The sequence below is a fragment of the Leptospira alstonii serovar Sichuan str. 79601 genome, assembly GCF_000347175.1.
Classification (GTDB): domain Bacteria; phylum Spirochaetota; class Leptospiria; order Leptospirales; family Leptospiraceae; genus Leptospira; species Leptospira alstonii.
Window position 1 is genome coordinate 222,331 of the sequence record NZ_ANIK01000003.1, and the last position, 23,212, is coordinate 245,542.

General features: G+C 41.6%; 21 protein-coding genes and 1 tRNA gene. 12 read left to right on the forward strand and 10 right to left on the reverse strand.

Annotation, left to right across the window (positions count from 1 at the left end; translation table 11 throughout):
• Positions 1-25: 25 nt before the first annotated feature.
• Positions 26-1,528, reverse strand: a complete 1,503-nt coding sequence (locus LEP1GSC194_RS01355; RefSeq protein WP_020771750.1) for a PLP-dependent transferase — start codon at positions 1,526-1,528, stop codon at positions 26-28.
• Positions 1,529-1,590: 62 nt separating this feature from the next.
• Positions 1,591-2,655: a peptide chain release factor 1 gene (gene prfA / locus LEP1GSC194_RS01360; RefSeq protein ID WP_020771807.1), complete on the reverse strand. Its 1,065-nt coding sequence runs from the start codon at positions 2,653-2,655 to the stop codon at positions 1,591-1,593.
• A 40-nt stretch (positions 2,656-2,695) separates the two neighbouring features.
• On the opposite strand from prfA, the gene LEP1GSC194_RS01365 reads away from it, so the two are divergent.
• Both LEP1GSC194_RS01365 and LEP1GSC194_RS01370 read left to right on the forward strand, forming a co-directional pair.
• The gene (locus tag LEP1GSC194_RS01365; RefSeq protein WP_020771906.1) at positions 2,696-3,298 is read left to right on the forward strand and encodes a hypothetical protein; all 603 of its coding nucleotides are present in this window, start codon (positions 2,696-2,698) and stop codon (positions 3,296-3,298) included.
• A 107-nt stretch (positions 3,299-3,405) separates the two neighbouring features.
• Positions 3,406-4,644 carry a hypothetical protein gene (locus LEP1GSC194_RS01370; protein WP_036040543.1) on the forward strand — a complete coding sequence of 413 codons (1,239 nt, stop codon included), beginning with the start codon at positions 3,406-3,408 and terminating at the stop codon, positions 4,642-4,644.
• Here the strand turns inward: LEP1GSC194_RS01370 and LEP1GSC194_RS01375 are convergent, their stop codons facing one another.
• The 4 genes from LEP1GSC194_RS01375 to LEP1GSC194_RS01390 form a co-directional block, all read right to left on the reverse strand.
• Positions 4,645-5,694, reverse strand: a complete 1,050-nt coding sequence (locus LEP1GSC194_RS01375) for a hypothetical protein (protein WP_020771810.1) — start codon at positions 5,692-5,694, stop codon at positions 4,645-4,647.
• Between the two features lie 11 nt (positions 5,695-5,705).
• A complete protein-coding gene (locus LEP1GSC194_RS01380; protein ID WP_036040613.1) occupies positions 5,706-6,140 on the reverse strand; it encodes an NUDIX domain-containing protein in 435 nt (144 codons plus the stop codon).
• A 201-nt stretch (positions 6,141-6,341) separates the two neighbouring features.
• Complete coding sequence (locus LEP1GSC194_RS01385; protein ID WP_020771979.1) at positions 6,342-7,007, reverse strand: rhomboid family intramembrane serine protease; 666 nt, start codon at positions 7,005-7,007, stop codon at positions 6,342-6,344.
• Positions 6,985-7,695: a TetR/AcrR family transcriptional regulator gene (locus LEP1GSC194_RS01390; RefSeq protein ID WP_017808269.1), complete on the reverse strand. Its 711-nt coding sequence runs from the start codon at positions 7,693-7,695 to the stop codon at positions 6,985-6,987. Before LEP1GSC194_RS01390 ends, LEP1GSC194_RS01385 begins: the two co-directional genes overlap by 23 nt.
• Before the next feature lie 623 nt (positions 7,696-8,318).
• Here LEP1GSC194_RS01390 and LEP1GSC194_RS01395 point away from each other — a divergent pair.
• Positions 8,319-9,218, forward strand: coding sequence for an LA_3696 family protein (locus LEP1GSC194_RS01395; RefSeq protein WP_020771909.1), 900 nt, complete (start codon positions 8,319-8,321; stop codon positions 9,216-9,218).
• Positions 9,219-9,403: 185 nt separating this feature from the next.
• Here LEP1GSC194_RS01395 and LEP1GSC194_RS01400 read toward each other — a convergent pair.
• Positions 9,404-9,487, reverse strand: a tRNA-Leu gene (locus LEP1GSC194_RS01400).
• Positions 9,488-9,565: 78 nt separating this feature from the next.
• Here LEP1GSC194_RS01400 and hisB point away from each other — a divergent pair.
• From hisB to LEP1GSC194_RS01430, 6 genes are all read left to right on the forward strand, one after another.
• A complete protein-coding gene (hisB, locus tag LEP1GSC194_RS01405; protein ID WP_020771760.1) occupies positions 9,566-10,186 on the forward strand; it encodes an imidazoleglycerol-phosphate dehydratase HisB in 621 nt (206 codons plus the stop codon).
• Complete coding sequence (gene hisH, locus LEP1GSC194_RS01410) at positions 10,183-10,815, forward strand: imidazole glycerol phosphate synthase subunit HisH (protein ID WP_036040546.1); 633 nt, start codon at positions 10,183-10,185, stop codon at positions 10,813-10,815. The genes hisB and hisH overlap by 4 nt, the downstream gene beginning before the upstream one ends.
• Complete coding sequence (gene hisA / locus LEP1GSC194_RS01415; RefSeq protein ID WP_020771912.1) at positions 10,812-11,537, forward strand: 1-(5-phosphoribosyl)-5-[(5-phosphoribosylamino)methylideneamino]imidazole-4-carboxamide isomerase; 726 nt, start codon at positions 10,812-10,814, stop codon at positions 11,535-11,537. Before hisH ends, hisA begins: the two co-directional genes overlap by 4 nt.
• Positions 11,538-11,626: 89 nt before the next feature.
• The gene (locus tag LEP1GSC194_RS01420) at positions 11,627-12,847 is read left to right on the forward strand and encodes a vitamin K epoxide reductase/DsbA family protein (protein ID WP_020771746.1); all 1,221 of its coding nucleotides are present in this window, start codon (positions 11,627-11,629) and stop codon (positions 12,845-12,847) included.
• Positions 12,848-12,863: 16 nt separating this feature from the next.
• Entirely contained in the window at positions 12,864-13,388 is a 525-nt protein-coding gene (locus LEP1GSC194_RS01425; protein WP_020771967.1) for a hypothetical protein, read from the forward strand.
• A gap of 524 nt (positions 13,389-13,912) precedes the next feature.
• Positions 13,913-15,730 (forward strand): DUF885 domain-containing protein, encoded by a 1,818-nt coding sequence (locus LEP1GSC194_RS01430; protein ID WP_020771819.1) that lies wholly within the window; start codon positions 13,913-13,915, stop codon positions 15,728-15,730.
• 542 nt (positions 15,731-16,272) lie between these two features.
• Here LEP1GSC194_RS01430 and thiD read toward each other — a convergent pair.
• The 3 genes from thiD to LEP1GSC194_RS01445 form a co-directional block, all read right to left on the reverse strand.
• Entirely contained in the window at positions 16,273-17,085 is an 813-nt protein-coding gene (gene thiD / locus LEP1GSC194_RS01435) for a bifunctional hydroxymethylpyrimidine kinase/phosphomethylpyrimidine kinase (protein WP_020771891.1), read from the reverse strand.
• A gap of 112 nt (positions 17,086-17,197) precedes the next feature.
• Positions 17,198-17,608: an MGMT family protein gene (locus LEP1GSC194_RS01440; RefSeq protein ID WP_020771942.1), complete on the reverse strand. Its 411-nt coding sequence runs from the start codon at positions 17,606-17,608 to the stop codon at positions 17,198-17,200.
• Between the two features lie 40 nt (positions 17,609-17,648).
• A complete protein-coding gene (locus tag LEP1GSC194_RS01445; protein WP_020771754.1) occupies positions 17,649-19,463 on the reverse strand; it encodes a sensor histidine kinase in 1,815 nt (604 codons plus the stop codon).
• Between the two features lie 18 nt (positions 19,464-19,481).
• On the opposite strand from LEP1GSC194_RS01445, the gene rsgA reads away from it, so the two are divergent.
• The 3 genes from rsgA to LEP1GSC194_RS01460 all read left to right on the forward strand — a co-directional run bounded on the left by rsgA (position 19,482) and on the right by LEP1GSC194_RS01460 (position 23,130).
• Positions 19,482-20,438, forward strand: coding sequence for a ribosome small subunit-dependent GTPase A (rsgA, locus tag LEP1GSC194_RS01450; RefSeq protein WP_020771817.1), 957 nt, complete (start codon positions 19,482-19,484; stop codon positions 20,436-20,438).
• A complete protein-coding gene (locus LEP1GSC194_RS01455) occupies positions 20,435-21,745 on the forward strand; it encodes a hypothetical protein (protein WP_020771892.1) in 1,311 nt (436 codons plus the stop codon). The genes rsgA and LEP1GSC194_RS01455 overlap by 4 nt, the downstream gene beginning before the upstream one ends.
• 455 nt (positions 21,746-22,200) lie before the next feature.
• Positions 22,201-23,130: a FecR family protein gene (locus LEP1GSC194_RS01460; protein ID WP_020771911.1), complete on the forward strand. Its 930-nt coding sequence runs from the start codon at positions 22,201-22,203 to the stop codon at positions 23,128-23,130.
• The last annotated feature ends 82 nt before the right edge of the window (positions 23,131-23,212 follow it).

The window sequence follows — 23,212 nt, forward strand, 5'->3', positions numbered from 1 at the left end:
TTTCGGTTTACGATCGGCGTAGAGTTTAAACTTCCAGAGCCTTTTTGTATTCTTGGATCAAAAGATCCGTGTCTTCGATACCGACGGAGATTCGGATCAAGTTCGGATCCAACCCGTTTTCCTTTAAGAATTTTCTACCTTCTTCTTCGGTCACCAATTCGTAGTGGGCCAAATATACGTAGAGCATGTTGAGAGTGAACTCGGTTCCGAAACTCGGTCCTTTGAGTAAGGCAAGTCGATCATAAAACTTTTCTAATGGAATTGAAAGTTCGATCGATAGAACTCCGGATTGAATCCCGGGAATTCTTGCGATCTTTTCGAAATTTTTAGAGGAATCCGCGGAGCCCGTCCAGAATACGTTTCTAATTCCGGGTTGCTGCGAAAAAAATGCAGCTAGTTTTTTTACGTTCTCACTGATCTTGAGAACCCTTTCCTCGAATCCTTGGATTTCGTAGGCGAGTCTTTCGCAATCCCTTAAATATGGTTCTTCGATCCATTCTTTGCACAGAGGAAGAATTTCGGAAAACCAACGCGAACTCTTGTTTAAAACGATCGCCCCCATCATGAGATCACCGTTTCCACAAGCGAACTTGGTCAGACTTTCCACGACTACGTCCACGTAAGGAAGAATGTTGATCACCGCCGAACCAGCGACGGAAATATCAGCGATCAACGGGATTTGGTATAGATCCACGATGGATTTTAGTCTTTCATAATCCGGAACTAAAAGGAGAGGGTTGGTCGGGCATTCCGTGATGATTCCGGCGACTTGTCCCGAATTTCGTTTAAGAAATTGTTCCAGATCTTCAAGATCCGTCGCGTTATGGATCACGTAAGAATCTTTAGTATATTTTTCTAAAATTCTAATATTGTCCACGTAAAGCCAACCGAGACGAATCCAAATTGTTTTTCCTTTTTTTCTCTGAATCCCATCCAAGGATTCAAAGGCGGAATAAACTCCGTTCATTCCCGAAACACAAAGAAGAATTTCCGGATTTAGATTCCCGTAAAAGGAAGATAACGTAGAAATAATTTTCCGATTCGGATTTTCTTTTTCGACCTTCTCCCTGAAAATTTCCTGTAAGATTCCTTTTTTTAAAAGGAAGTCCTCGGCCATTCTCGAAGATGCAAGGCATCCCGTGTGTTGAATGAAGGAAAGAATTTCTTTTTCCAAATCTTTCAGATTGGGGATGACTAACGTTATGATCCCTTCGTCCTCTATGATTTCGTATTTTTGAATGGAGAATTTTTCTACGATCGTGTTCGCAGCTTTTTTGGAAGAAACGATGAACTGAGGCGTGCTGATTTTTTTGACTTCGCGATTATAGTCTAAAATTCTCGCGATGTAGGAATGGGCCACAAATCTCGGATAACCCGATTTCAGTCTGGAAAGGGTTTCGGTTCTTTTTTCTTCGTAGCCGATCACGTCCGCTAATTGCGGAAGGCTTACGGAAACCGCGTGAATGTTCTCGAACGGAATTCTTTCCCCACAAAGCGTTCGGTGGGGTTCGTTGATTTCTTTTAACATCTCTATTGATTCCAGTCGGAAATCGATCACGGATTTTTCAACCCGGATTCGATCTAAATTCCTTAATGCGCCTGAGTTTCTGAAATTTTACGCGTTCTGTCCTCTTCGGTCAAGGCTCCGATCAGTTCGTCCAGATCGCCTTCCATGATCGCGGAAAGATTGTGGCTCGTAAAACCGATTCTATGATCCGTACATCTGCCCTGAGGAAAGTTGTAAGTCCTGACTCGTTCGGAACGATCTCCACTTCCGATCATTTGTTTCTTGATCGCGTCCGATGCTTGTTTTTTATCTTCGGCTTGTTTTTCGAGAATTCTCGCGCTCAAAATTCGTAAGGCCTTTGCTTTGTTTTTGTGTTGAGATTTTTCATCCTGACAAGCCACGACGACACCGGTTGGAATGTGAGTGATTCGAACCGCGGAGTCGGTCGTGTTTACGTGCTGACCCCCGGCTCCGGAAGAACGATATACGTCGATTCGAAGGTCGTTCTCGTTGATCTCTACCTCTTCCTCGTCGGCTTCGGGAAGAATCGCAACGGTGACCGCGCTCGTATGAATTCTTCCTCCGGACTCGGTGCTTGGGATTCTTTGAACTCGATGAGTTCCGCCTTCGAACTTGAAAAGGTCGTAAGCGCGATCGTCTTCCAACGCAAAAATAATTTCTTTCAAACCACCGATTCCGGTCGGAGAGGAATCTATGATTTCCGTTTTGATTTTTTGTTTGTCCGCAAATTTGGAATACATTCTGAAAAGATCCGCCACGAACAATCCCGCTTCTTCTCCGCCGGTTCCCGCTCGGATTTCCACGAGAATATTTTTTCCCGAATTCGGATCGGGAGTTAAGAGTAAAATTTCGAGTTCCTTTTCCAGCTCGTCGAGTCTTTCACCCGCCTGACGAATTTCTTCCTTGAGCATGGAATGCATTTCTTCGTCCTTTTCGGACTGAATCAATTCTTCCGCGTCCTTTCTATCTTTATAGATTTTGAGATACTCTTCCACTTTGAGATAAAGAGGAGTCAGTCTGGATCTTTCTTTGTAAAGATTTTTCAGCGAAGAGGGATCTTTGGCCAGATTCAACTCTTCGCTGATTCGAAGGTATTTTTCTTGTATTTTTTCAAGTCTATCTATCATTGAATGAACTCGACCTTTCCTTTGTAAATCAACGCACTCTATGGAAAACCATATTTCCGTCGCAGAAGCTTTTTCTGAAAAATTCTTATCCTTACTGACCGATCTCCGTGGATATCGGAGTCCGTTCGGTAAAACCGTGGGCGATCCCGACGATTTCATTCAAGAATGTATTCAAAAGGCTGCAATCCGAGCCGGAGCGATCAGCGCCGGACTTTCCATTCCGAAAAGACATATCGGTTATCTGACTTTGTTGCCCGAAATGATTCTATTCTATAGGATCCAAGGCCGCCTCGTAAAAGATATCGCCGCGCTTTACGGAAAAGAATCTCAGGTATCTCCTGAAATCATGAGTTATTGTATCTTTCCGGATAAAAATCACGCCTTGATTCGATCCATCATTAGGGACACCGGCAGTAGGATACTCGTTAGACCGGCTTCGCTGGAAATTTTGCGTTCGATCGGATTTCATCTTGGATGGAAATTATTTCGCAAGAACGGCGGGAATTCATCCGCGAAATATGCGTGGCTTCCGTACATCGGCGCTTTTTTAAACGGAGGAATTTCGTTTTTAGATACGAAAACAACGGGACACAGGGCCTGCGAACTTTTTCAAAAGGAATTGGAATTTACGGGTCGATTTTAAGAATAGCCCTGGAAGAAATTTTTTACTATCTTAAAAATGATTACAATGTCGCTTAACGGTCCGATAACGCAAGATACGGGGTTTTTGAGATAAAATATAACTATATTATGAAATTTGAATTTATTTCGAAACATAAGAACCCGTCCATTTGGTGCAGCACCTTGCAGCTTGGTATTTTTAATAAAACAAAACTAGGTTCTGAAACACTCTGTAAAATCGCGTTGGATCTTTTTGTTAAAAGCAATACGATCCTGATTTTGTTTGCGATTTTCTTTTTCAATCTCTGTAAAAGTAGTCACGAAACTTTTATCGAAGAGATTCAGGAACTCGTCGAACAAGAGAAGTACGAAAAGGCTTCCGAAAAACTGAAGGAAAAACTTCAATCTCCGAAAGACAGGGACGAACTTCTTTCTACGGACGCTCCCGATTCGACCCGAATCATAGAATTTTCCAACGACCGTTTAAAACTCGTTTGGACCGAGGATCAGAAAATTTTTTTTCAAGATCTTGCAACGGGAGACAATAATTCCAGAAGTTTGGATCAACTTCCTTCCAACCTTTCTCTTTCTCAAAACGCGAATTACGCTTTGGTAGAATACACAATGCAGGCTTCGGGCGGTTGCAGATACGTTGCAATTTCCTTAAAGGATTCCAGTCTTTCTTACGAAGCGGGCGCTCAGGTTTCCTGTAAAAGTCGAGGATCGATTTTGCCGAACGGTTCGAAAATTTATTACTTTGTGGACGATAACCTTTACGAGGAAAAAACCGTCGAGCCTAGAAAACCGGTTCTGGTTTTAAACAAAGAAAAAATCGTATCACCTTTTCCTAATTTAAAAACCCGTTTTCTCATGTATCCGTCCGGAAATTCTTTTTTGATTTTTTCGGGAAACGCGGGCGCATATAATTTGTATTGGTTTCATCCTTCTCAAAAAACGGCGGAAAAAATTGATAAGGATATTTTGAGTCCGATCTTATATTATGGAAACGGAGAAAACGCTTATTACGTAGGCGGTGAAATCGGAAAACTACATCTCAGAAGAATTAATTTTTCTTCTAAGGGTAAACCGGCGGTTACAAAACTTTTTACGGTGAGTAGAAAGGAAATCAATCCTTGGAAATTATCGAAAAAGAACGAATTCCTATCCGGTTATTCCGGGAAGGTTCATCTTTGGGGGCCCGCGAAAAAAAGTCAGAATCTTCCGATTCTTTGCGAGCGCGTTCTTTTGACGGGTGATGATCGAATCGTTTGTGAAACGGAACCGGGGCAGTTGTTCCTCAGCAAATTGGATTTTCAACCTGAGGATTGGAGCATCTGGAAACTCTACGAAGAAGTTCGTAGTAAATAACTATAAAAACAAGTTCAAGATCAAAGGTTCTTTAGTGTTCACACGCGGGGTCGGAAAGCCGTATCTTGTTTTGATATAACTTCCTCCGTCATAGTGTTTATCCAAAAAAGAACCAGAGGGAATCATTCGAATCGTGGATTCGATATTGGATTTAGTCGCCCATTCGATCAATTGGGTTTCGGAGGAATTTTCATCCATAGCGATCAATCTAGAAACGAAAGTCTTTTTCACCTTCTCTTGAAACTCGGGATTTTTAAAGTCTTCCAGATAAAAGATTCCGAATCTTGCAAACGGGAATTGATAAATTGCTAAAGATTTATCTTCGGTTACGTTAGGCGTGTTTGATATTTCCGAGGATTTTAACGCCGCCAAATTTTTCTTCCACATTGTCGTAGGTATTCGAGTTAGAACATTGTCTTTAAAGGAAATTTGTCTATTCGGGTCGAAGATATAAACGACTTCGCGCCAAACTTCGGGATCGGAACTTTCGGAATCTGACTTATCGATCGGCATTAGAATCGAACCGGACAAAATATAAACCCCGTAGGTTCTGGAAAGATTGGAAAAAATTCTCAAATAGGTCGCGCTTGCCTCCGCGTAAGGGTCCGATTTTTTTCCCAAATTCGATCCGATCACGGATTTAAAAAGAATTTCTAATTTAATAAAATTGAATGCTTCCTCCAATGTAGGCTTTTCAAAAACTTCCCGACGGGAATTTAAAAAATACAAAAAACTTCCGGTATGAGAAGGGAAAACGACGAGAGTATTTTTTTTCAAAAGTCCTTTTTGTTTGGCTTGTTTGAGAGGAATTTCGACCGATTTCAGAAATCTTTCCTCCGAGGAAAAATTTTCCAACCTCCATTCCGGTTGAACTAAGACGACGTTTCCGGCGTTTCGATCGTAACCTTCACTAAGAATCTGATATTCCTTTTGCGGGAGCTTGTTGTATTGTTCCGATGAAATCTGTTTTCCGGAAAAGATATACGCAATTCCTAAAAAAATCGGTATTAAAACAAAAGAAACGATTGCATTTTTCCAAAATGGATTCATATTATTTTTTTCTAATGCGCGAGAGATGCGTATTCCTTAAGATACAGATTTACCGCGTCGAGCATATATTCGGTGAACAAGGGACTAGGTTTGTAGGATTGTACTTTTTCCCAAGCGATATAATCGTGTTCGTCGGAAAGAATGATTTCTCCTTCGAGAAATTCCGCGTGATAGGCGATGATGACGCAGGGAAAATTTCCCTCGTTTACCCTGTGTTTGTGAACGAACAAGGGTTTCGGAGAAATTTTGATCCGGACTTGCGAACCCAATTCTTCCTCGATTTCGCGTTTCATACTCAGGGTCCAGTCTTCGAAGAATTCGTCTTCGTTCATCCTTCCACCGGGAAGATCTCCCAAACCGGATTTTCGATCTCTGAGAATCAAAAGTTCGTCCCCTTTTCTCAAGAAAAGTTTTTGAGTGATTTGAAAAAAGCCGTGTTTGCTCAAGTATAATTCGTTCTCCGAGTTTCCTACAAGGGCTGATATTTTTTCCTTACTGACAATCATTTTTATCTCGGTCCCCTATTTTACAAGGTTTGGATTGAAGAGACGGAAAGCGAACGTATAAGACAAGAGCCCGGTTCCGTTTTTAGAACGAGATCCTTAAGTGTGGGTTTTAACATCTCGTTATAAAAACGATCTTATATGTCATCGGTTTGAATAGAAAAATGCCAGAATCAAAGTTAAAATGATAAATATCAAATTGAGAATGAAACCGGAATGAAGTTGTTTTCGTTCCGTCGGTTTTAAAAAATAGGCGGCAAAGATTACGGAAATGAAACCGCCTAAGTGCGCCCAACGCGCTACTCCGTCTTCGGTAAAAACGTTCGTGATGTCGGAATAAACCATGATCCAAGCCACGAGAAAAACGGGAAAAGGAATGTTCTTCCGATTAAAACGAAGAGAAAACGGAGAGAGTAATGCGGCCACCGCGGCGATTCCTGAGATCGCCCCCGAAGCTCCGACCACGGGAGTCGAATCGTGCAAAATCACGCCGCGGATAAAAGAATCCAACAAAGAAGAAACCAAAGCGGCCATAAAAAAGAACAAAAGCCATCTTCCTTTTCCGGCCTTGTATTCTACGGCTCTTCCGAGGAAAAAAAGATAAAAAACATTCCCGAATAAGTGTATTAGACTTCCGTGATAGAACACGGCTCCGATCCAAGACACGGGTTGAATTTGTCCGGGATGATTTAGGAAATATTGTCGAATCAGATGTTCCGGAAGAAAAATGTTCACGATAAAAAAAGTCGCGACCATTAAAAAAACGAAAAATGTAGTTAAGGGAAATTCAAAAAGAAGAATCCGAATCAAAGCGTTTTTGTCCTCCGGGGAAATATCGGGTCAGATAAGATTTTAGAATGATCTTCAATTCGATGATCATTCTATCCGAAAATTCCTTATCTTTCTGTTCTCGGATCCAGCGATTTAGAATTGCGTCGGTCACTTCCACGATAATCCTCGATATAATTCTATTTTCGGCCGGATCCACGTTAAATTGAGAAAGAATCATAGAAACATTCTGCGAGATTTTTAAATTATTTTCACGATCGATTTCGATCAGTTCCGGATCTTGTTTCATCGAAGACCAAAGAGGCGCAAAGCCGGGTTCCGTGAGATAAAAATTCGCAAAAGAATCGATTACGGAATCGATCAAATTTTCCCAAGATTTTCGGGAAAGATTCGATTGAAAAATTTCGAAAAGCATCAAATTGATTCTTTCCAAATGTCTTTGCCCAACCGCGTTGAGAACCGCACGTTTGTTGGGAAAATATTGATACAAAGATCCGATCGGAATACCGGCTTCGAGCGCAATCATATTCGTAGTGATTGCCTCGGCTCCGTGTTTTTCCAAAAGCTCGGCGACTATATCCAGAATTTTTTGGACTCGATCGATGGATCTTTTTTGAGAAGGTTCTTTCCTCGGATTGAGAAGAGACGGATCTTTTCCCGATTCGTTATCGATGATTTTTTTTGTATTGATCGTTTTCTTGGAAACCAATTCAAATCTCCGTCCTATGGACGATCCGATTCCATTTATGGATTTGATTGGATAAATTCAAGAAAAGTATTCTACCGAAAACGAATAGTTCTCAAGTTTCACTTTGAGCGCTAATTTGAAATTCATATTAAAATTTGAAAAGAAATCATTCGATTCCTGCGTTTTAGCGTCCGCTATCTTCGGGCGGCTCCATTTCTTGGACAAATCCCAAGAAATGGACCGGGCTCTCCGCTATAGTCAATAAATTGAATCATAAAAACGTTATACAAAATATCTCTTCAATTCCCAATTTATTGACTCCGCCTCGATCCCTGCCGCGGCCTCATAGGGAAGCGCGGTACTTTAGTTTCCTCCGCGTCGTGTTTGTATGTTTTCTGACGGATAGATTTTAGAGAGAACCCCGTCTGTCAAAAGACATCGGTTTTTTTAGGATCGGGATGTTCGGGAGTCGTCGGTCAAGTTTAGTGTGACCTCTTCCGTCAGACGTTGATCTTATAGAATTGTTACGGGAAACTTAGATTTCAATTTTTATATCTTTTTGAAATCTACTCCTTTGCTTTCGAGAACCGTATTCAGCGGAGAGAAAAATGCGCTTGAACTCGAATCAGGCAAAGGAGTAAATAATGTTGATGGACTTAATCTATAAAATCCCGAACAGAATGGAAGAGCTGTTAGGTCCGGAAGGAAAGGATCAATTTTTACTTTTCTTAAACGAAGCTTTTACGGTTTCAAAAAACTCGATTTTGGAAACAACTTTTCAACAATTTGAAAAGCTACTAAAATCCGAGATTTCACGATTACATTCCGCAATTGAAGCGGTTAAAATTGCCTTCTCAGGAGAAATAGAAAAACTTCGCTATGAGATGGATATTAAAATCGTAAATATTCGCGGAGAAATTTCGGAGTTTCGTGCGGAAATGAAAACCGGCTTCAGCGAACTCAATTCTAAGATTCTCAGAGTACAATTCGGATCTGAAACGGAAGCCGCCAAGATGAGAAAGGAACTGGGCGATGTTCGTACGGAGTTGAAGATCGAGATTTCCAGTGTTCGCACGGAATTAAAAACGGAAGTCGCGGAACTCAAAACTGAGGTCTTTGATCTTCGGGCGGAATTAAAAACGGAGATCGCTGATCTTAAGACAGAACTCAAAACCGAAGTCGCCGGTCTTCAGACGGAACTTAAAACTGAGATTGTCGATCTTAGGACAGAATTAAAAACAGATATCGCTGATCTTAGAACAGGAATTTCAAATGTGAGAAAAGAAATCTCGGAAGTTCGAACTAAATTGCAAGAAGACATCGTGACACTCAGGATGGAATTAAAAACAGATATCGCTGATCTTCGTACGGAGTTGAAAACAGACATTGCGGGTCTTAGAGCGGAAACAAAATCCGACCTTCTCGAATTGCAAAAGTCCATCGTGGATATTCATAAGACCATTGCCATTCAAACTCGTTGGATCTTAGGTGGAATGTTAGGAATCGCGACTTTATCTGCAGCAATCGGAAAAATCATAAATTAATTTTTGCCGAAGAAGGGACTCGCCCCTCCACAGTCTCGCATCCTGCTCGACTGAGTTCCGGGGCGTCTTTCTCGCGTGTTCGTCCATCCATGGACTCACATCGCATTTCTTCACTCCCTATGGGTCGTTCAAAATGCTCTCGCTCGAAAGCTTCGAGTCCATGTTATGTTGTTGTAATTAATTTTTGCCGAAGAAGGGACTCGAACCCCCACGACCTTGCGATCGCTGGCACCTGAAGCCAGTGCGTCTACCAATTCCGCCACTTCGGCGCGGTGGAATGCAGCAAGAAACTGCTCTTACTATTTCGGTAGGTTTCGGTTTTCCGTCATCCATTATTTTGGAATTCATTGACACGAGGGTTGATCGGATTCTATGATCCAGTTAGAATGAAAGCAGAAAGAAAAACCTCCGAGACCGAGATCAAATTGGAGATGAATCTCCGCGGAACCGGTAAGTATCAATTCGATACCGAGATTCCTTTTTTCGAACATATGCTTTCTCATATCTCCAAACACGGATTGATCGATTTGAACCTCTGGTTAAGAGGGGATATCGAAATCGACTGCCATCATTCCGTCGAAGACACTGCGATCTTGATGGGAAATACGATTCATAAACAGTTAGGCGACAAGGCCGGAATTTTTAGATACGGACATTTCACTCTGACCATGGACGAAGTTTTGACAACGGTCGCGGTTGATCTCGGCGGTAGATATTTTTTCAAATACACCGGTCCTGTGCTCACGGGTAAATTTGGAATTTATGACGCGGAACTTTCTTTGGAATTTTTACAAAAGCTCGCATTGAATGCCAAGATGAATCTGCACGTGTTGGTTCATTACGGAGATAACAGACATCATATTCACGAATCTATTTTTAAGGCCTTGGGCAAGGCTCTCAGAATGGCGATTGCGCACGACTCTTCCGCCGCGGGTGCGATCCCTTCTACAAAAGGGGTTCTGGAATGATAGCTATTCTAGATTACGGAATGGGCAACATTCATTCCTGTATCAAAGCCGTATCTCTTTATACCAAAGATTTTGTTTTTACGAAAGATCGGACAACGATCGAAAATTCAAAAGCTCTAATATTGCCCGGCGACGGACATTTTGATAAGGCGATGGAGAATTTAAATTCGACCGGACTCCGGGAAACGATCGATAAGCACGTAAATTCCGGAAAACCTCTCTTTGGGATTTGTATAGGCTTTCAAATTCTTTTTGAGTCTTCCGAAGAGATCGCTCAAGGTACTAAAAAGGAACAAATCGAAGGTCTGGGATATATCAAAGGAAAGATCAAAAAATTTCACGGAAAAGATTTTAAAGTTCCGCACATCGGTTGGAACCGGCTTCGGGTCCGCAGAAAGGACAAGAGCGTTCTTTTGAAGGGAATAGGGGATGAAGCTTTTTTTTATTTCATTCATTCTTATAGACCGACGGACGCGGAAGGAAACGCGATTACCGGGCTTTGCGATTACTACCAAGAAAAATTTCCGGCCGTTGTGGAAAAAAATAATATTTTCGGGACTCAGTTCCATCCTGAAAAATCTCATACTCATGGACTTAAACTTTTGGAGAATTTCATTCGTTTCGTATGATTATCATTCCGGCCATCGATCTATTCGATAATTGTGCAGTTCGTTTATTCAAGGGAAATTACGAGGAAAAGAAAATCTATTCCTCCGAACCTTGGAAACTTGCGGAAGGTTTCGCTAAAAATGGGGCGACCTTACTTCATTTGGTCGATTTGAACGGCGCTAGAAATCAAATCGGAATCAACGAACTTTCCGTCTTGAAAATCCGCGAAACGACTTCCCTGAAAATTCAGTTAGGCGGCGGGATTCGGGATAAGGAAAAATTGACTTATTATGATAAGATCGGAATCGATCGTTTTATTCTCGGGACCGCCGCGATCACTCATCCCGATCTTTTGAAATACGCTCTTGAAACGTACGGAAAAGAAAGAGTCGTAGTCGCAGTGGACGCAAGGGACGGGATCGTAAAAATTGCGGGTTGGGAAAAAGACTCGGGTGTTAATTATCACGATCTTATGGACCAACTCGCAAAGGCCGGAATCGAACACGTCGTCTTTACGGATATCGCCCAAGACGGAACTCTTGCCGGACCGAATCTCGAAGCCTATCGGGAGATCTTAAATTCTTATCCGTTTCAAGTCATCGCTTCCGGCGGAATTTCCTCGCTCAAAGATCTTATGGATCTTTCCTCGCTCAAAACTAAAATTCCGCTCTACGGCGTGATTACGGGAAAGGCTTTGTACGAAGGAAAACTGGATCTTGCCAAGGCGATCTCATCCATTTGAGGAAACCGACAAGAGAATTGGATTTTTCTTTTCATTTCGAAAGGAACTTTACATAAAGGTAAATCGATCTCAAAGGATCGGGGATATTCATGAGCCAATTGTCTAAAAATAAAATATCGATCATTCTTTCCGTATTAGGATTGATTCTTTCTTTTTTACTCATCCAAAAATACTACGGTGATCCTAGTTCGGTCGGGGAAACTCTCTGCAACGCGCTCAGCGAATCCGGTTCCTGCGATAAGGTTTCCGAAAGTTCTTATTCGGCGATTCGAAACGTTCCCATTCTCGGAGATCTTCCGATCGCATTGTTCGGTTTTCTTTTTTACGGTTTTGTAGGTTTTCTTTTCGTATTCTCCGAAATCAAAAAAGAAACCGCGGAAGCGAATCTTAGATTAGCGTTTTATGTTTTAATCCTCGGCTTTGTAGCCGACTTGGGGTTGTTTATTATTTCCGTAGGAGTGATCAAAGCGTTATGCGGTCTTTGCGCCGCAACTTATGTCGTGACGATCGCGCTCCTTGCGGTGAACTTTCCCGATTTTAAATCTCTTTCCGATAAATCGGTCCGTGTGGTTCTGAATTCTTTAAGCGGAAATGCCTTAAATTTTCTTATCGTGATTCTTTCCTTTTTTGTGTTGGGTCTTTACGGAGGAAAAATTTCCACGGGCGGAGCGAGACTGGTTTCCGGAGCGGCTAACGGTGAAAAGTCGATTCAAGAACAACTAAAAGAATTTGAAACGACTCCGACGGTTCCGATCGACCTAAAAGACGCTCCGGTTGTAGGTGATCCGAACGCACCGATTACGATCGTGAAATACGCGGACTTTAACTGCGGGCATTGTATGCACACGAGTAAGATTTTAAAATCTTTCCTGAGCGAATACGACGGAATTATCAAAGTCGCTTATAAGAATTTTCCGTTGGATGGAAATTGCAATCGATTGGTGGGAAGAAAATCTCCGGAAGCGAGCTCTTGTGTTGCGGCGAGCGCCGCGCTTTGTGCAAATCAACAAAATAAATTTTATCCGGTTTATACGGGGCTTTACGATGACAACGAAGCGGGAGTGATGCATACTGCGGTGACCGTAACTCGTCTCGCGGAAAAAAGCGGTCTGAAGATGGATCAGTTCCGAGCTTGTATGGGTTCTCCAAAGATCAGGGATCAGATCAATCGGGAAGTGGACGAGGCTGAAAAGCTGAAGATCAATTCCACTCCTACGTTGTTCATAAACAACAAACCTCTTCCGAAAAGCGGAACTCCGGACGCGGATTTTTTACGCCAGTTGATTCATCGACTTATCAATCAGAGCTGAACCCTTATCGTCGAAGATGGAGAATGAGAAACGATTCTGCAGGAACTGCGGCACGCATATCTTAGCGGAGTCGATCCAGTGTGTATTTTGCGGATCGTTTCAGTCTCGGAATTCTATCCCTTTTTTCCGTTACGCGGCAGAAAGTAAATTTTTGAGAACCAAAATTCTTTATCCGTTTTTGCCGGTTCTTGGGATGTTTTTTCTTGCGGCTCATATTTTTCTTCGATTCGGAGCGATCCCGTTATCCGCGTCGATATTATTCTTTGTATGGACTTTGATTTTTTCCGTCGCCGGATGGATCGGAGAATTGATCTTGGACTTAAAGTTTCGCGGAGACGTAAAGGACTTTAAGGAAGGATTTATAGAATGGCAAAAACATCTCTATGATCGTTCGCCGTATCTTTCCTACTTGGGAATGATTTTGTTCGTGGCAACTCCCCTGATCCAATGGCAGAATTCACTTTGGTTCTCTTTGTCTTCCGCCGGAATCTGGACCTTACTCGTTTCCTTTGTTTTTCTAATTATCGTCCCATTAGTTTAGAAAATTATGAAATTCTAAACTACTGCCCATTAGACTCTCGCAAAAAACGCTTTCAATAGGTCTTATTTCAAAAACCTTTTTAACTTACGGGTCGGTTAAGAACGGATCGGGGCGGCTCCATCTCTTGGGCTTTGCCCAAGGATGGACCGGGCTCTTCGTTTCAATCTGCAAAGCAACATGAAATAAGACCGTCGCAATTAAAATTATATTGAGTGCATGTTGCATTGCAGTATTTTCACTTCGATCCCTTCCGCGTTCTCTTCGAAGTTTTCATCTTATTGTGTTTTACGAGAGATGTTTTGTATCTTTTCTTTTGCGCGACCGTGTCCACTAATTCGGGTAATAAGGTTCGGATGTCGGGGTTGACGGAAACTCACTTCTTTCATTTCGATATTTGGATAAGCGTAAAACGCACTTCTAAAGCATTCTATAATATAGATTTTCAAAAAATGCGGGTTTTTTAGAGGTTCCCTTTATAAAAATAGAATTTTCATTTTCTCAGGCATTCCGTACTTTGTTTTACTATGTCGAATACTTCTCTTTTCAAAAGAATTCTTTTCGGGATCTTGATCTTACTTTCCTTAACGTTCACTTTGTTTTTACATACGATTTTCTTTAAACCGCTCACGATCGGATTGTTTTATGAAAAGATTTTTTGGGAATCCGTTTTGGATGACCCGGAATATCTGACTTCTCTCGGAATTTTGAACAACTTCGGAATCGGCGGTTATCAAAAAAAGCTTACCGACATATCGATTGAAAAACAAAAACGGGATTTGGAAAAAGCGAAGGACAACCTCCAAACTCTTTTATCCTACGGAAAAGAAGGTTTATCCGGTCAGGAGTTATTATCCTTTGAAATATTGGAATGGTCTCTTCGTTTAAAAACTTCGGGCGAAAGATTTCTATTCCACGATTATCCCGCAAATCAGTTGTTCGGAGTTCAAAGTCAGCTCCCGACTTTTTTAGCGACCCAACATCCGATCACTTCTTCTCAAGACGTCGACGATTACGTCGCAAGACTGGAAGCCGTTCCCAAAAAAATCGACCAACTGATCGAGGGAATTTTATACAGGGATAAGAATGAAATTCTCCCGCCCGATTTCATATTGGATCGGCTGATCTCGGAAGTAAGGGGGTTCGTAGAAGTACCGACAAAGCAAAATATTTTATACGCCGCATTCGAGAAAAAAATCGGAAAAATCGATTCGATCGCCGCAGTTTCAAAGGCAAGTTATTTAGAGAGAGTTCAACGATCGATCGAATCGGGAGTTTATCCATCGTATTCAAAATTGCTAAATCTATTATTAGAGCAAAAAAAACACGCGGACTCAAGAGCCGGTGTTTGGAAACTTCCGGACGGGGACGCCTATTATTCCCACGAATTGAAAAAACATACCACGACCGAATTGGGTCCCGAACAGATTCATAAAATCGGTTTGTCGGAGGTTTCTCGTATTCAAAGCGAAATGAGAACGATTTTGAAAAGTATCGGAAAAAATCAATCCATTCCGATTGTTATGTCCGAACTCAGAAAAGATCCTCGCTTTTTATTTCCCGACAACGAGGAGGGCAAGTTACAGGCTTTGGAAGAATATAAGAAAATTCTAAAGGACTCCGAGGATAAAACGAAACCGTTGTTTTTCAGGATGCCTGAAAGCAAAGTGGAAGTGGAAAGGATTCCCGTTTTTAAGGAGAAAACTGCGCCGGGTGCCTATTACGACGAACCTGCGTTAGACGGTTCTAGGCCGGGAGTTTTTTACGCAAATCTTCGGGACACAAAAGAAATTCCTAAATTTGGAATGAAAACTTTGACTTATCACGAAACCATTCCGGGTCATCACCTTCAGATCGCGATCATGCAGGAACTCAAAGGACTTCCGCGTTTTAGAAACACGACTACGTTTACCGCTTATGTGGAGGGTTGGGCCTTGTATGCGGAACGTCTTGCAAAGGATTACGATTTTTTTCAGGATCCTTATTCGGATTTAGGGAGGCTCCAGGCGGAATTGTTCAGAGCCGTTCGCCTTGTAGTCGATACCGGGTTGCATTATAAACGATGGAATAGGGAACAGGCGATCTCTTATATGATGCAGAATACGGGAATGGCTCCGAAGGACGTGACTGCGGAGATCGAAAGATACATTGTTTATCCGGGACAGGCTTGTTCGTATAAACTCGGAATGTTGAAAATTCTCGAGCTGAGAGAAAAGGTAAGAACTGATAAAAAGGAAACCTTCGATATCCGAAAATTTCATTCGGTTGTTTTAGACAGCGGATCTTTGCCTTTGACCATTCTGGAAAAACTTGTAGAGGACGAATTGTTAAACGAAAAGAAATGAATTTTACTTTTGTTAAAACCTTTTACGAAACCGACTTTATGGTATATGAATTTAAAACATTCACGAAAAAGTTTTCTCTTTGGTCGTTCGGAATAATCGAGGCATTGAAAAATAAACGATTATTTCGTTTAACGGTCAATAGGTATAAACTTTAAGGTTTTGAGTTTGTAATGAAAATGAATTCAACCTTATGACGTTCGTTTTGACACAGACTCTGATATGTTGCACCCAAGCGCAACACTTGAGTTTCTTATTCGCCCAATCTTTATTACATCGAATTCAAATTAAGAGCTTGTCCCAAAACCTCGAAGGAAATTTGCAGGAGTTCCCACATTTCAAGTGGCGAGGGTTTAGTGGATAGGGTTTAGGTGGGGGATCGTTCTTTCTTCTGAGTGTGTGAGTTCCCACAGATTACGTCTCTTAGGTGCGGTGTAAAGTCTTAACAACTCGCTACTAATCACTCGAAGTGTGAGTTCCCACATTTTCGGGTTTTGGACAAGCTCTAAATAAAAATACAATCTTATTAAATTGAAAACAAAGTTCTAATCAAATATCGGAGTGTGATTTAACGTTTTATCTTTTCCTGCGGTATAAGATTGTTCGATTGCCGCGTGTAAATATTCTTTCGCAAATCGAACCGCTTCGGCCAACTTCTCGCCTCGAGCCAGATAAGAAGCGATCGCAGAAGAGTAAGTACATCCGGTTCCGTGCGGATAAAATCCTCTTACGAACGGTTTTTCAAATTTGTAAATCGTTTTCCCGTCGTACAGAATATCGAGCGCAACTTCCTCGTTTTGTAAATGACCGCCTTTTAAAAGAACGGGAACTTTAAACTTTTCGAATATTTCTTTTGCAAGATCCGGCATATCTCGACTTCTATCGATTTTTTTTCCGGAAAGGATTTCCGCTTCGTCCAGATTGGGAGTGATTAAGTCTGCGATAGGGATCAACTTTGTTAACAAAACGTCGATTGCAGAGTCTTGTAAAAGTTTGGCGCCGCTCGTCGCGACCATCACGGGATCGATCACGAGTGAAAAATCTTTTTTAGAGTTCTTTCTCTTTGAAAGAAGAGAACTCGTTCTTTCGATGATGGCCGTCGAAAATAACATTCCCGTTTTAATCGATTTTACGGGAAAATAATCCAGAACGGCTACGATTTGTTTTTCCAAAAAGTCCGCATCCACTTCCAAGATTCCGGTAACACCCGAAGGGTTTTGCGAAGTAAGACAAGTAATTGCGGTGGTTCCGAACGTATCCAATGCGGTGAACGTTTTTAAGTCCGCTTGAATTCCGGCGCCTCCTCCGGAATCGGAGCCCGCGATCGTCAGAGTGACCGGTTTGATTTTTTGAGTCATCGGTGAGTTTCCATATTCTACTTTTTGAAAGAATGCATTTTTATTTTGAATTTACGAAGTTGTATCCGAACTTACTCGCTTTTTTCGATCGTTTTTATTTCGAAACCTCGTTTTAATCTTTTGATCGTATTCGATTTTGAGATGTGCGCTTCCTTTTTTTACGAACTATAGGCTTATGAGGGATCATATCCGGCCAACCGAATACTTTCAAGTCGATCGTTTCCGCAGAATTGAATTTGATTCCTTCGTCTTCGAGTATTTTCTTTTGCAGGATCGAACGACCCGAGTCTCCTCGAAAGGAAATTTTTCCCTGACTGTTGATGACCCTTTGCCAGGGAACTTTCTGTTCTTGACCTTTGGAAAGCGCGTTTAACGCGTAGCCGACCGCACGAGCGGCTCTCGGTTTTCCCAAAAGCGCCGCGATCCTGCCGTAAGAAGTCACTTTGCCTTTGGGAACCTTCTTAACCAAGGTATAAACTTCCTTGAAGAATGAAATTTCCGAATTCTCTTTGTCGCGTTTCACGTTATGCGTTCTTGATCGTATTTTAAATTTTCGTAATGAATCAGGACTTTTTGTTTTCGGAGACGACTTCCGGATTGACGGGTAATTCCACTCGGAAAATCGTTTTTCCGGGATTGGAAGTTAAAGTGATTTTGCCTTTGTGTTTTTCCACGATTCCCTTTACGATTCCGAGTCCCAGTCCCGTTCCTTCTCCTTGATCCTTGGTCGTAAAAAAAGGATCCCAAATACGATCTTGAATTTTGGTTGGAATTCCGGGTCCGTCGTCTTCGATTTCAACTACGACCAAATCGTTTAAAGGAAAGACCGAAATATTCACTTTACCTTTTCCTTTTAAGGCTTGCATCGCGTTTTGAATCAGGTTCGTCCATACTTGGTTCAGCTCGTCGGGGTTACAGAATACGAGAGGGATTTCCTGAAAATTCCGAATCACCTCGATTCCGTGTTTCACTTGGTTATGAAGAATGATTAACGTATTTTCCAAACCTTCTACGAGGTTTGCGGGAGAAAAGATTTTGGATTGATCCAAATGGGAGTAGGATTTCAACGCTTTTACGATTCGAACGATATTTCGGATCGCGTATCGGATGTTTTTTATGTTTCGATTGATGTAAGCCGCGTTTTTGAGCATCATATATCCGCGATCGTCGTCTTTTAGAAGAACGTTATATATGTATTTTCTTTCCTCTCCGATCTGATTCTCTATAATAAAATTTGAAAGTTCCGAGGCAAGAGAAGGCCCGAAGTTCATACTTTTCATCTCTTCTTTGAGTTCGTTTTTTAAACGGAACTTTTCTCTCGAATCGAGCTCCGAACTTTTTTTGTCCCGAAGCAGATGAAGAAGAGCGAGTTCGAAATTTTTTCTAAGTTTTCTATTTTTAGCCAAAAGGACGATATCGAAAACGTTTCGAACCAGATAATTCATATTTTGATCCAGGTTGTCCGCGGCTCCGTTGATCACACCGGCAGGTGTGTTGATCTCGTGTGCGATTCCGGCCACCATGATCCCGAGAGAAGCCATCTTCTCGGACAGGATCAATTGTGATTGGGCGTTTTCCAATTCTCGAGTGCGGATCTTAACTTTTTCCTCCAAGGTTTCGGTTAACTCGATCAAACGTTCGTAGAAAATCGCATTGGAAAGCGCCATTACGGAAACGGAACGTATTTCGTTGAGTTTATCGATTTCGGAAGAGCTGTAACTTTTTCGATTTTTTCTTTCTCCCAAAACGATCATTCCCAAAAGACTTTTGTTGAGAATTAAGGGAACAATCAGTTCCGCTTCGGTTTTTGTGAAAAAGTTTTCGGCGGAATTTCTAATCTTACTCAAACTGAAATCGGTTGCAAATTCCTTAAAGTTATAGATCCTATCGTTTTCGGTGATCCAAAGAAGAAACGGATCGAAAATAAAAAATTGAATTTCTCCGGAATCGGGACAAGGAGCGAATTTTCCCATTTCCTCTTTCCAAAGAAAGATCGTAACCTTTTTTGCGGGGACGACGGCTTGGATGAATTTTAGAATTTTCTCACATACGAGCCCCGTTAGGTTCGTCGCGATCAGATCGTTTTTAAATTGGTCCAAAACCGAAAGATATCGAACAATCTCGGCATTGGAAGATTGAAGGAACGGAAAAATTCTTCCTAAAAACTTTCCGGAAATTCTTCTTAAAATTCGAATGGAAAGGATGTAGACTATAAATCCTAAAACCGTACCCGGAATAAGGGCGAAAAGAAGTCCGTGAGAATTGAAAGAAAAGAAATGAAATGACTGTAAAGTTAGCACGTTGATAAGCTGAAAACAGGTTATCAAAAGAATTAAATATACGATTGGCCCTAAGGCATTGAGTCTCCGAATCAGCATACAAAACGCGTTGAAATCATGTTAGAATCGAATCCTTCAGTCAAAGAATTTTTTATCATTTCCCGAGTTTACGGAGCTTATTATGAAATTTATTCTCCCGAGCGAGGGATTGTAAGAGCTTTTCTCAAAGGAAAACTGAGGACCGTTTCCGCGGAAGAAAGGCATCCGTTCGTGGTCGGAGATAAAATTCTCGCGGAACTTTCTTCGGGTAAGGATTGGGTAATCTGTGAAAGATTGGAAAGAAGATCTTTCCTAACTCGCAAAAGCCGCGAAGGGGATACTCAGGTTTTATGTGCGAACGCGGATCAAACCGCGGTTCTTATTTCTCTAAAATCACCCGAAACCAAGGACGGTTTTCTGGATCGATGTTTGGCGGCGGTTTTCACCTCTCGCACACAACCGCTGATTCTATTTACAAAGTTGGATCTTACTTCCGAGAGCGAAGCCGAAAAGCGTATGAAAGTTTATCGGGACCTCGGTTATCAGGTGCTTGGAATTTCTTGTACGACCGGGGAAGGGGTCCCCGAATTGCAAAAATATCTACGGAGAAAAATGACGTTTCTCGTCGGAAATTCGGGCGTTGGCAAGTCTACTTTAATCAATCTATTGACTCGAACTCAGGTTCAGAAAACTTCCGGGATTAGCGTTTCGAAAGATAAGGGAAAACATACGACTACAAATTCCCTTTTGCTCGTTTTGGAAGACGGAACGACTTTGATCGATTCTCCGGGGATAAAAGAATGGGGGATTCTCCATCTAAAAAAAGAGGAAATTCTGGAAAGTTTTCCAGAACTTTCCAGTCAAAAAAAACATTGTGAAGAATCGAATTGTTGTAAACTGTCATCCGATTGCGTGATGTTGTCCGTTTTGAAAACCGAATCGATAACTTTGGAAAGAAGGAAAAGTTTGGAATCGATGCTTACAAGCCTTGATAATCCGCATAGAGTTACACGCAGAGATAGGATTTCAAAATGAAAGTCACACATTCTTATCTGGAATTCGATTCAATCGACGATCTAATTGATTTTACAAGAGAATTTGAAACCGGATCTATGATTCGTTTTCTTTCTCCGATTGAAGACAATTCGGGAAATGTGTTGATAAAAGAGGAAGTGCAGATTAAAGAATCCACGCTTACCCGATTGAAGGATATCAAAGGACAATATACTTCCAAATTCAACGTGAAGTTGAATAAGGAACTTGTGGAACAGATTCAGAATATTCTCGCCCTAAAAATTATAAATCAACTCAAATCTACGGATATGAAGTTTCTGAAATTCATGTATGAAAATTCGATTTATAATTACAAGGGAATCATTAGAAATTCCTTACTTTCCAAAAAGACGGTTTTGACCCTTTTAAAAGTCTACAATCAAAATTTAAACTTCTTTAAGTACATCAGCGAGTTGGGGCTTTTGGCTCTCGGGATCGTGATGATTCCGGATACGATGAAGTTTAGACTTCTAAGACGATACGCTTTCACAGCGGGAATCCTCATGGACGTTCCACGGATCGCGGCGGATCGGTTTATCAAATTGCCCGCCGATGACGCAGAAAAAGTCCGAGTCGCAAATAAGTGTTCGGATACATTACAAAAACTTGATCTTATCGAATTCACATACGCAGCGATTTCCAATCATATGCCTCTCGGGATGATCGACAATCCGGATAAACCGATTTCGATCGAAAAAGGCGGACATAGCGAAAGCATCGACGAAACTTTTTTGGATGATATCGTCTCCAACGACGGCGAAAGCGATAGCAAGGTGGAAAGTTCGAAAGAAGACGCGATTCCGGAAAAATCCTACGATTTTTTCCAATCCTTACTGACCGACACTTTGAAGTTGACCCGCTATATCGCAAACATCAGTCACCACGCTTCCGATAAGGACTACGTTATGGAAGAATTGGTCTATTATATCGCTTACAATACTTCCAAAAAATACTTCGACGAACTTCTTGCAAATCCCTTGGTTTCTACTTTCAAAGAATTTGAAGTAAACGTCAAAAGATTGAGAAAGATCGCGGAAGTGGAAATGAAATGTGTTTATCCTCCTTCCGCTTGGGCTTATCCGAAACCGAAATCCAGTCAAGTTTTATGCAAAAACAAAGTTTGGGGTTGTCCGAATATCGTCATGGGCTGGGATATTCACGTAATCACCGCCCAGGAAGCTTTCGGTTGGGTAGGGACCAGTCTTCCGATCGACAATTATCCGAAATGTAAGTTGGAAGAGGAATTGGACGCGATTATCGTCGAACCGGAAAAACCGAAAAAAAAATAAATCTATCAAACGACTTGTAGGGAGTGAGATTGAGTTGAGGAAGGCGTTCATTGAGTTTCCAGGGGCGCAATTCAGGGAAGAAACTCTATTCCGCTTCCTAAGGGGCGCGAAATAGGAGGTGGAAAGGCTCGGGAGGCTTTTCTCTATCAGAAAATCATACTTTTTGCAAGTAAAAAGCTCCATTCTTGTCGGAACACTTGATAAATGTGCGTTTTTGATCCTTTTTCTTCCAAAATCCTTCTCAACGCGTGGGAGTCCTACAGAAACCGTCTCTTTCCTTAGTTTATAGGTTTTAAACGGCTTTTTTGCCGTATAAGTTCCCATATCCGGTTTCCGCTTACGATTTTTTATATAAAATACTTACATTCGTATGATATACTAATTCTAAATTCTTGCAATTTTTCCTTTGATGGGCTGTTATCCATAATGCAATCTTTTTAAAGTTTGGGGGATTTATGAAACGTTATCTATTTATTGCGATTATCAGCGCATTGTCCGCGTTATTGATCGTTTGTAGCACTAACAAATCATCCGGTAGCGATCAGGTCAAAACCGAATCCAATGCCGCCACGGCAAGAATCGTATGGGTTCTTGGAGACGTGAAAATTCTTTCCGATTCCGGGGAAAGAAAAGCGGAGTTAGGAGCCGAGCTTTCTTCCACAGATCGGATTCAGACCAGCTCGAACGGTGGAGCCGAGATTATGGTTGCCGACAGCGGTATTATCAAGATGTCAAAAAATTCCGATATCGCGATTTCCTCTCTTATGAATCCGAACGGATCGGACACCAACGTTCAAGTGAACTACGGAAAAATCGTGACGATGGTAAAGAAAAATCAGAAAACTACCGAGTTTACGGTTTCCACTCCGACCGCACTTGCAGGTGTTAGGGGAACTTCCTTTTTAACTTCCGTAGAAAGCCCGCAAGGATCCAAAGTCAATTGTGCGAAAGAAAATTGTACCGTTCGTTTTGCGGTGATCGAAGGAAGTATCGCAGTCTCTAAAAAGGGAGAATCTTCCGAAGTGATCCTGGGCAAGAATCGCGAACTTAGAATCGAGAAAAATCAAAAACTTACGGACAAGTTGATTCGTTCACTTCAAAACGATTCGCTTTCCGAAATGAAAGAACTAATCGTTCTTCATAAAAACGAAACTTTTGAATACGGAAAACTCGTTGAAGAACTCAAATCCTCCAGTGAAGAACTTAAAATCCTAAGTCAATCCGGTTCCGTAGAGGAAGTAAAAGCCGAGTTTCAAAAACGCGAAGCCGACCGTAATAACGCGGACGAGGTTACCAAAACCGCCAAGGTCGTAAATGAAACCAAATATATTCAGCAGGATGTACAAAAGGAAAAACTGAAATTAAACCCGAAAGAAACCTTTTAGGGTTTCGGTAAACCCTTGAACTAACGTTTTACAAACCGGAGAAATCTCTCCGGTTTTTTTATTTTTAATCGAATCATCGAAA

What these genes read in the sequence shown, in the direction of transcription:
- LEP1GSC194_RS01425 (WP_020771967.1), top strand. Translation starts at nt 12,864, where the DNA reads ATGGAGAATGAGAAACGATTCTGCAGGAACTGCGGCACGCATATCTTA.
- LEP1GSC194_RS01370 (WP_036040543.1), top strand. Translation starts at nt 3,406, where the DNA reads ATGAAATTTGAATTTATTTCGAAACATAAGAACCCGTCCATTTGGTGC.
- LEP1GSC194_RS01420 (WP_020771746.1), top strand. Translation starts at nt 11,627, where the DNA reads ATGAGCCAATTGTCTAAAAATAAAATATCGATCATTCTTTCCGTATTA.
- thiD (WP_020771891.1), bottom strand. Translation starts at nt 17,085, where the DNA reads ATGACTCAAAAAATCAAACCGGTCACTCTGACGATCGCGGGCTCCGAT.
- hisH (WP_036040546.1), top strand. Translation starts at nt 10,183, where the DNA reads ATGATAGCTATTCTAGATTACGGAATGGGCAACATTCATTCCTGTATC.
- LEP1GSC194_RS01375 (WP_020771810.1), bottom strand. Translation starts at nt 5,694, where the DNA reads ATGAATCCATTTTGGAAAAATGCAATCGTTTCTTTTGTTTTAATACCG.
- LEP1GSC194_RS01365 (WP_020771906.1), top strand. Translation starts at nt 2,696, where the DNA reads ATGGAAAACCATATTTCCGTCGCAGAAGCTTTTTCTGAAAAATTCTTA.
- LEP1GSC194_RS01395 (WP_020771909.1), top strand. Translation starts at nt 8,319, where the DNA reads ATGTTGATGGACTTAATCTATAAAATCCCGAACAGAATGGAAGAGCTG.
- prfA (WP_020771807.1), bottom strand. Translation starts at nt 2,655, where the DNA reads ATGATAGATAGACTTGAAAAAATACAAGAAAAATACCTTCGAATCAGC.
- LEP1GSC194_RS01430 (WP_020771819.1), top strand. Translation starts at nt 13,913, where the DNA reads ATGTCGAATACTTCTCTTTTCAAAAGAATTCTTTTCGGGATCTTGATC.
- LEP1GSC194_RS01445 (WP_020771754.1), bottom strand. Translation starts at nt 19,463, where the DNA reads ATGCTGATTCGGAGACTCAATGCCTTAGGGCCAATCGTATATTTAATT.
- hisA (WP_020771912.1), top strand. Translation starts at nt 10,812, where the DNA reads ATGATTATCATTCCGGCCATCGATCTATTCGATAATTGTGCAGTTCGT.
- LEP1GSC194_RS01455 (WP_020771892.1), top strand. Translation starts at nt 20,435, where the DNA reads ATGAAAGTCACACATTCTTATCTGGAATTCGATTCAATCGACGATCTA.
- LEP1GSC194_RS01460 (WP_020771911.1), top strand. Translation starts at nt 22,201, where the DNA reads ATGAAACGTTATCTATTTATTGCGATTATCAGCGCATTGTCCGCGTTA.
- LEP1GSC194_RS01355 (WP_020771750.1), bottom strand. Translation starts at nt 1,528, where the DNA reads ATGTTAAAAGAAATCAACGAACCCCACCGAACGCTTTGTGGGGAAAGA.
- rsgA (WP_020771817.1), top strand. Translation starts at nt 19,482, where the DNA reads ATGTTAGAATCGAATCCTTCAGTCAAAGAATTTTTTATCATTTCCCGA.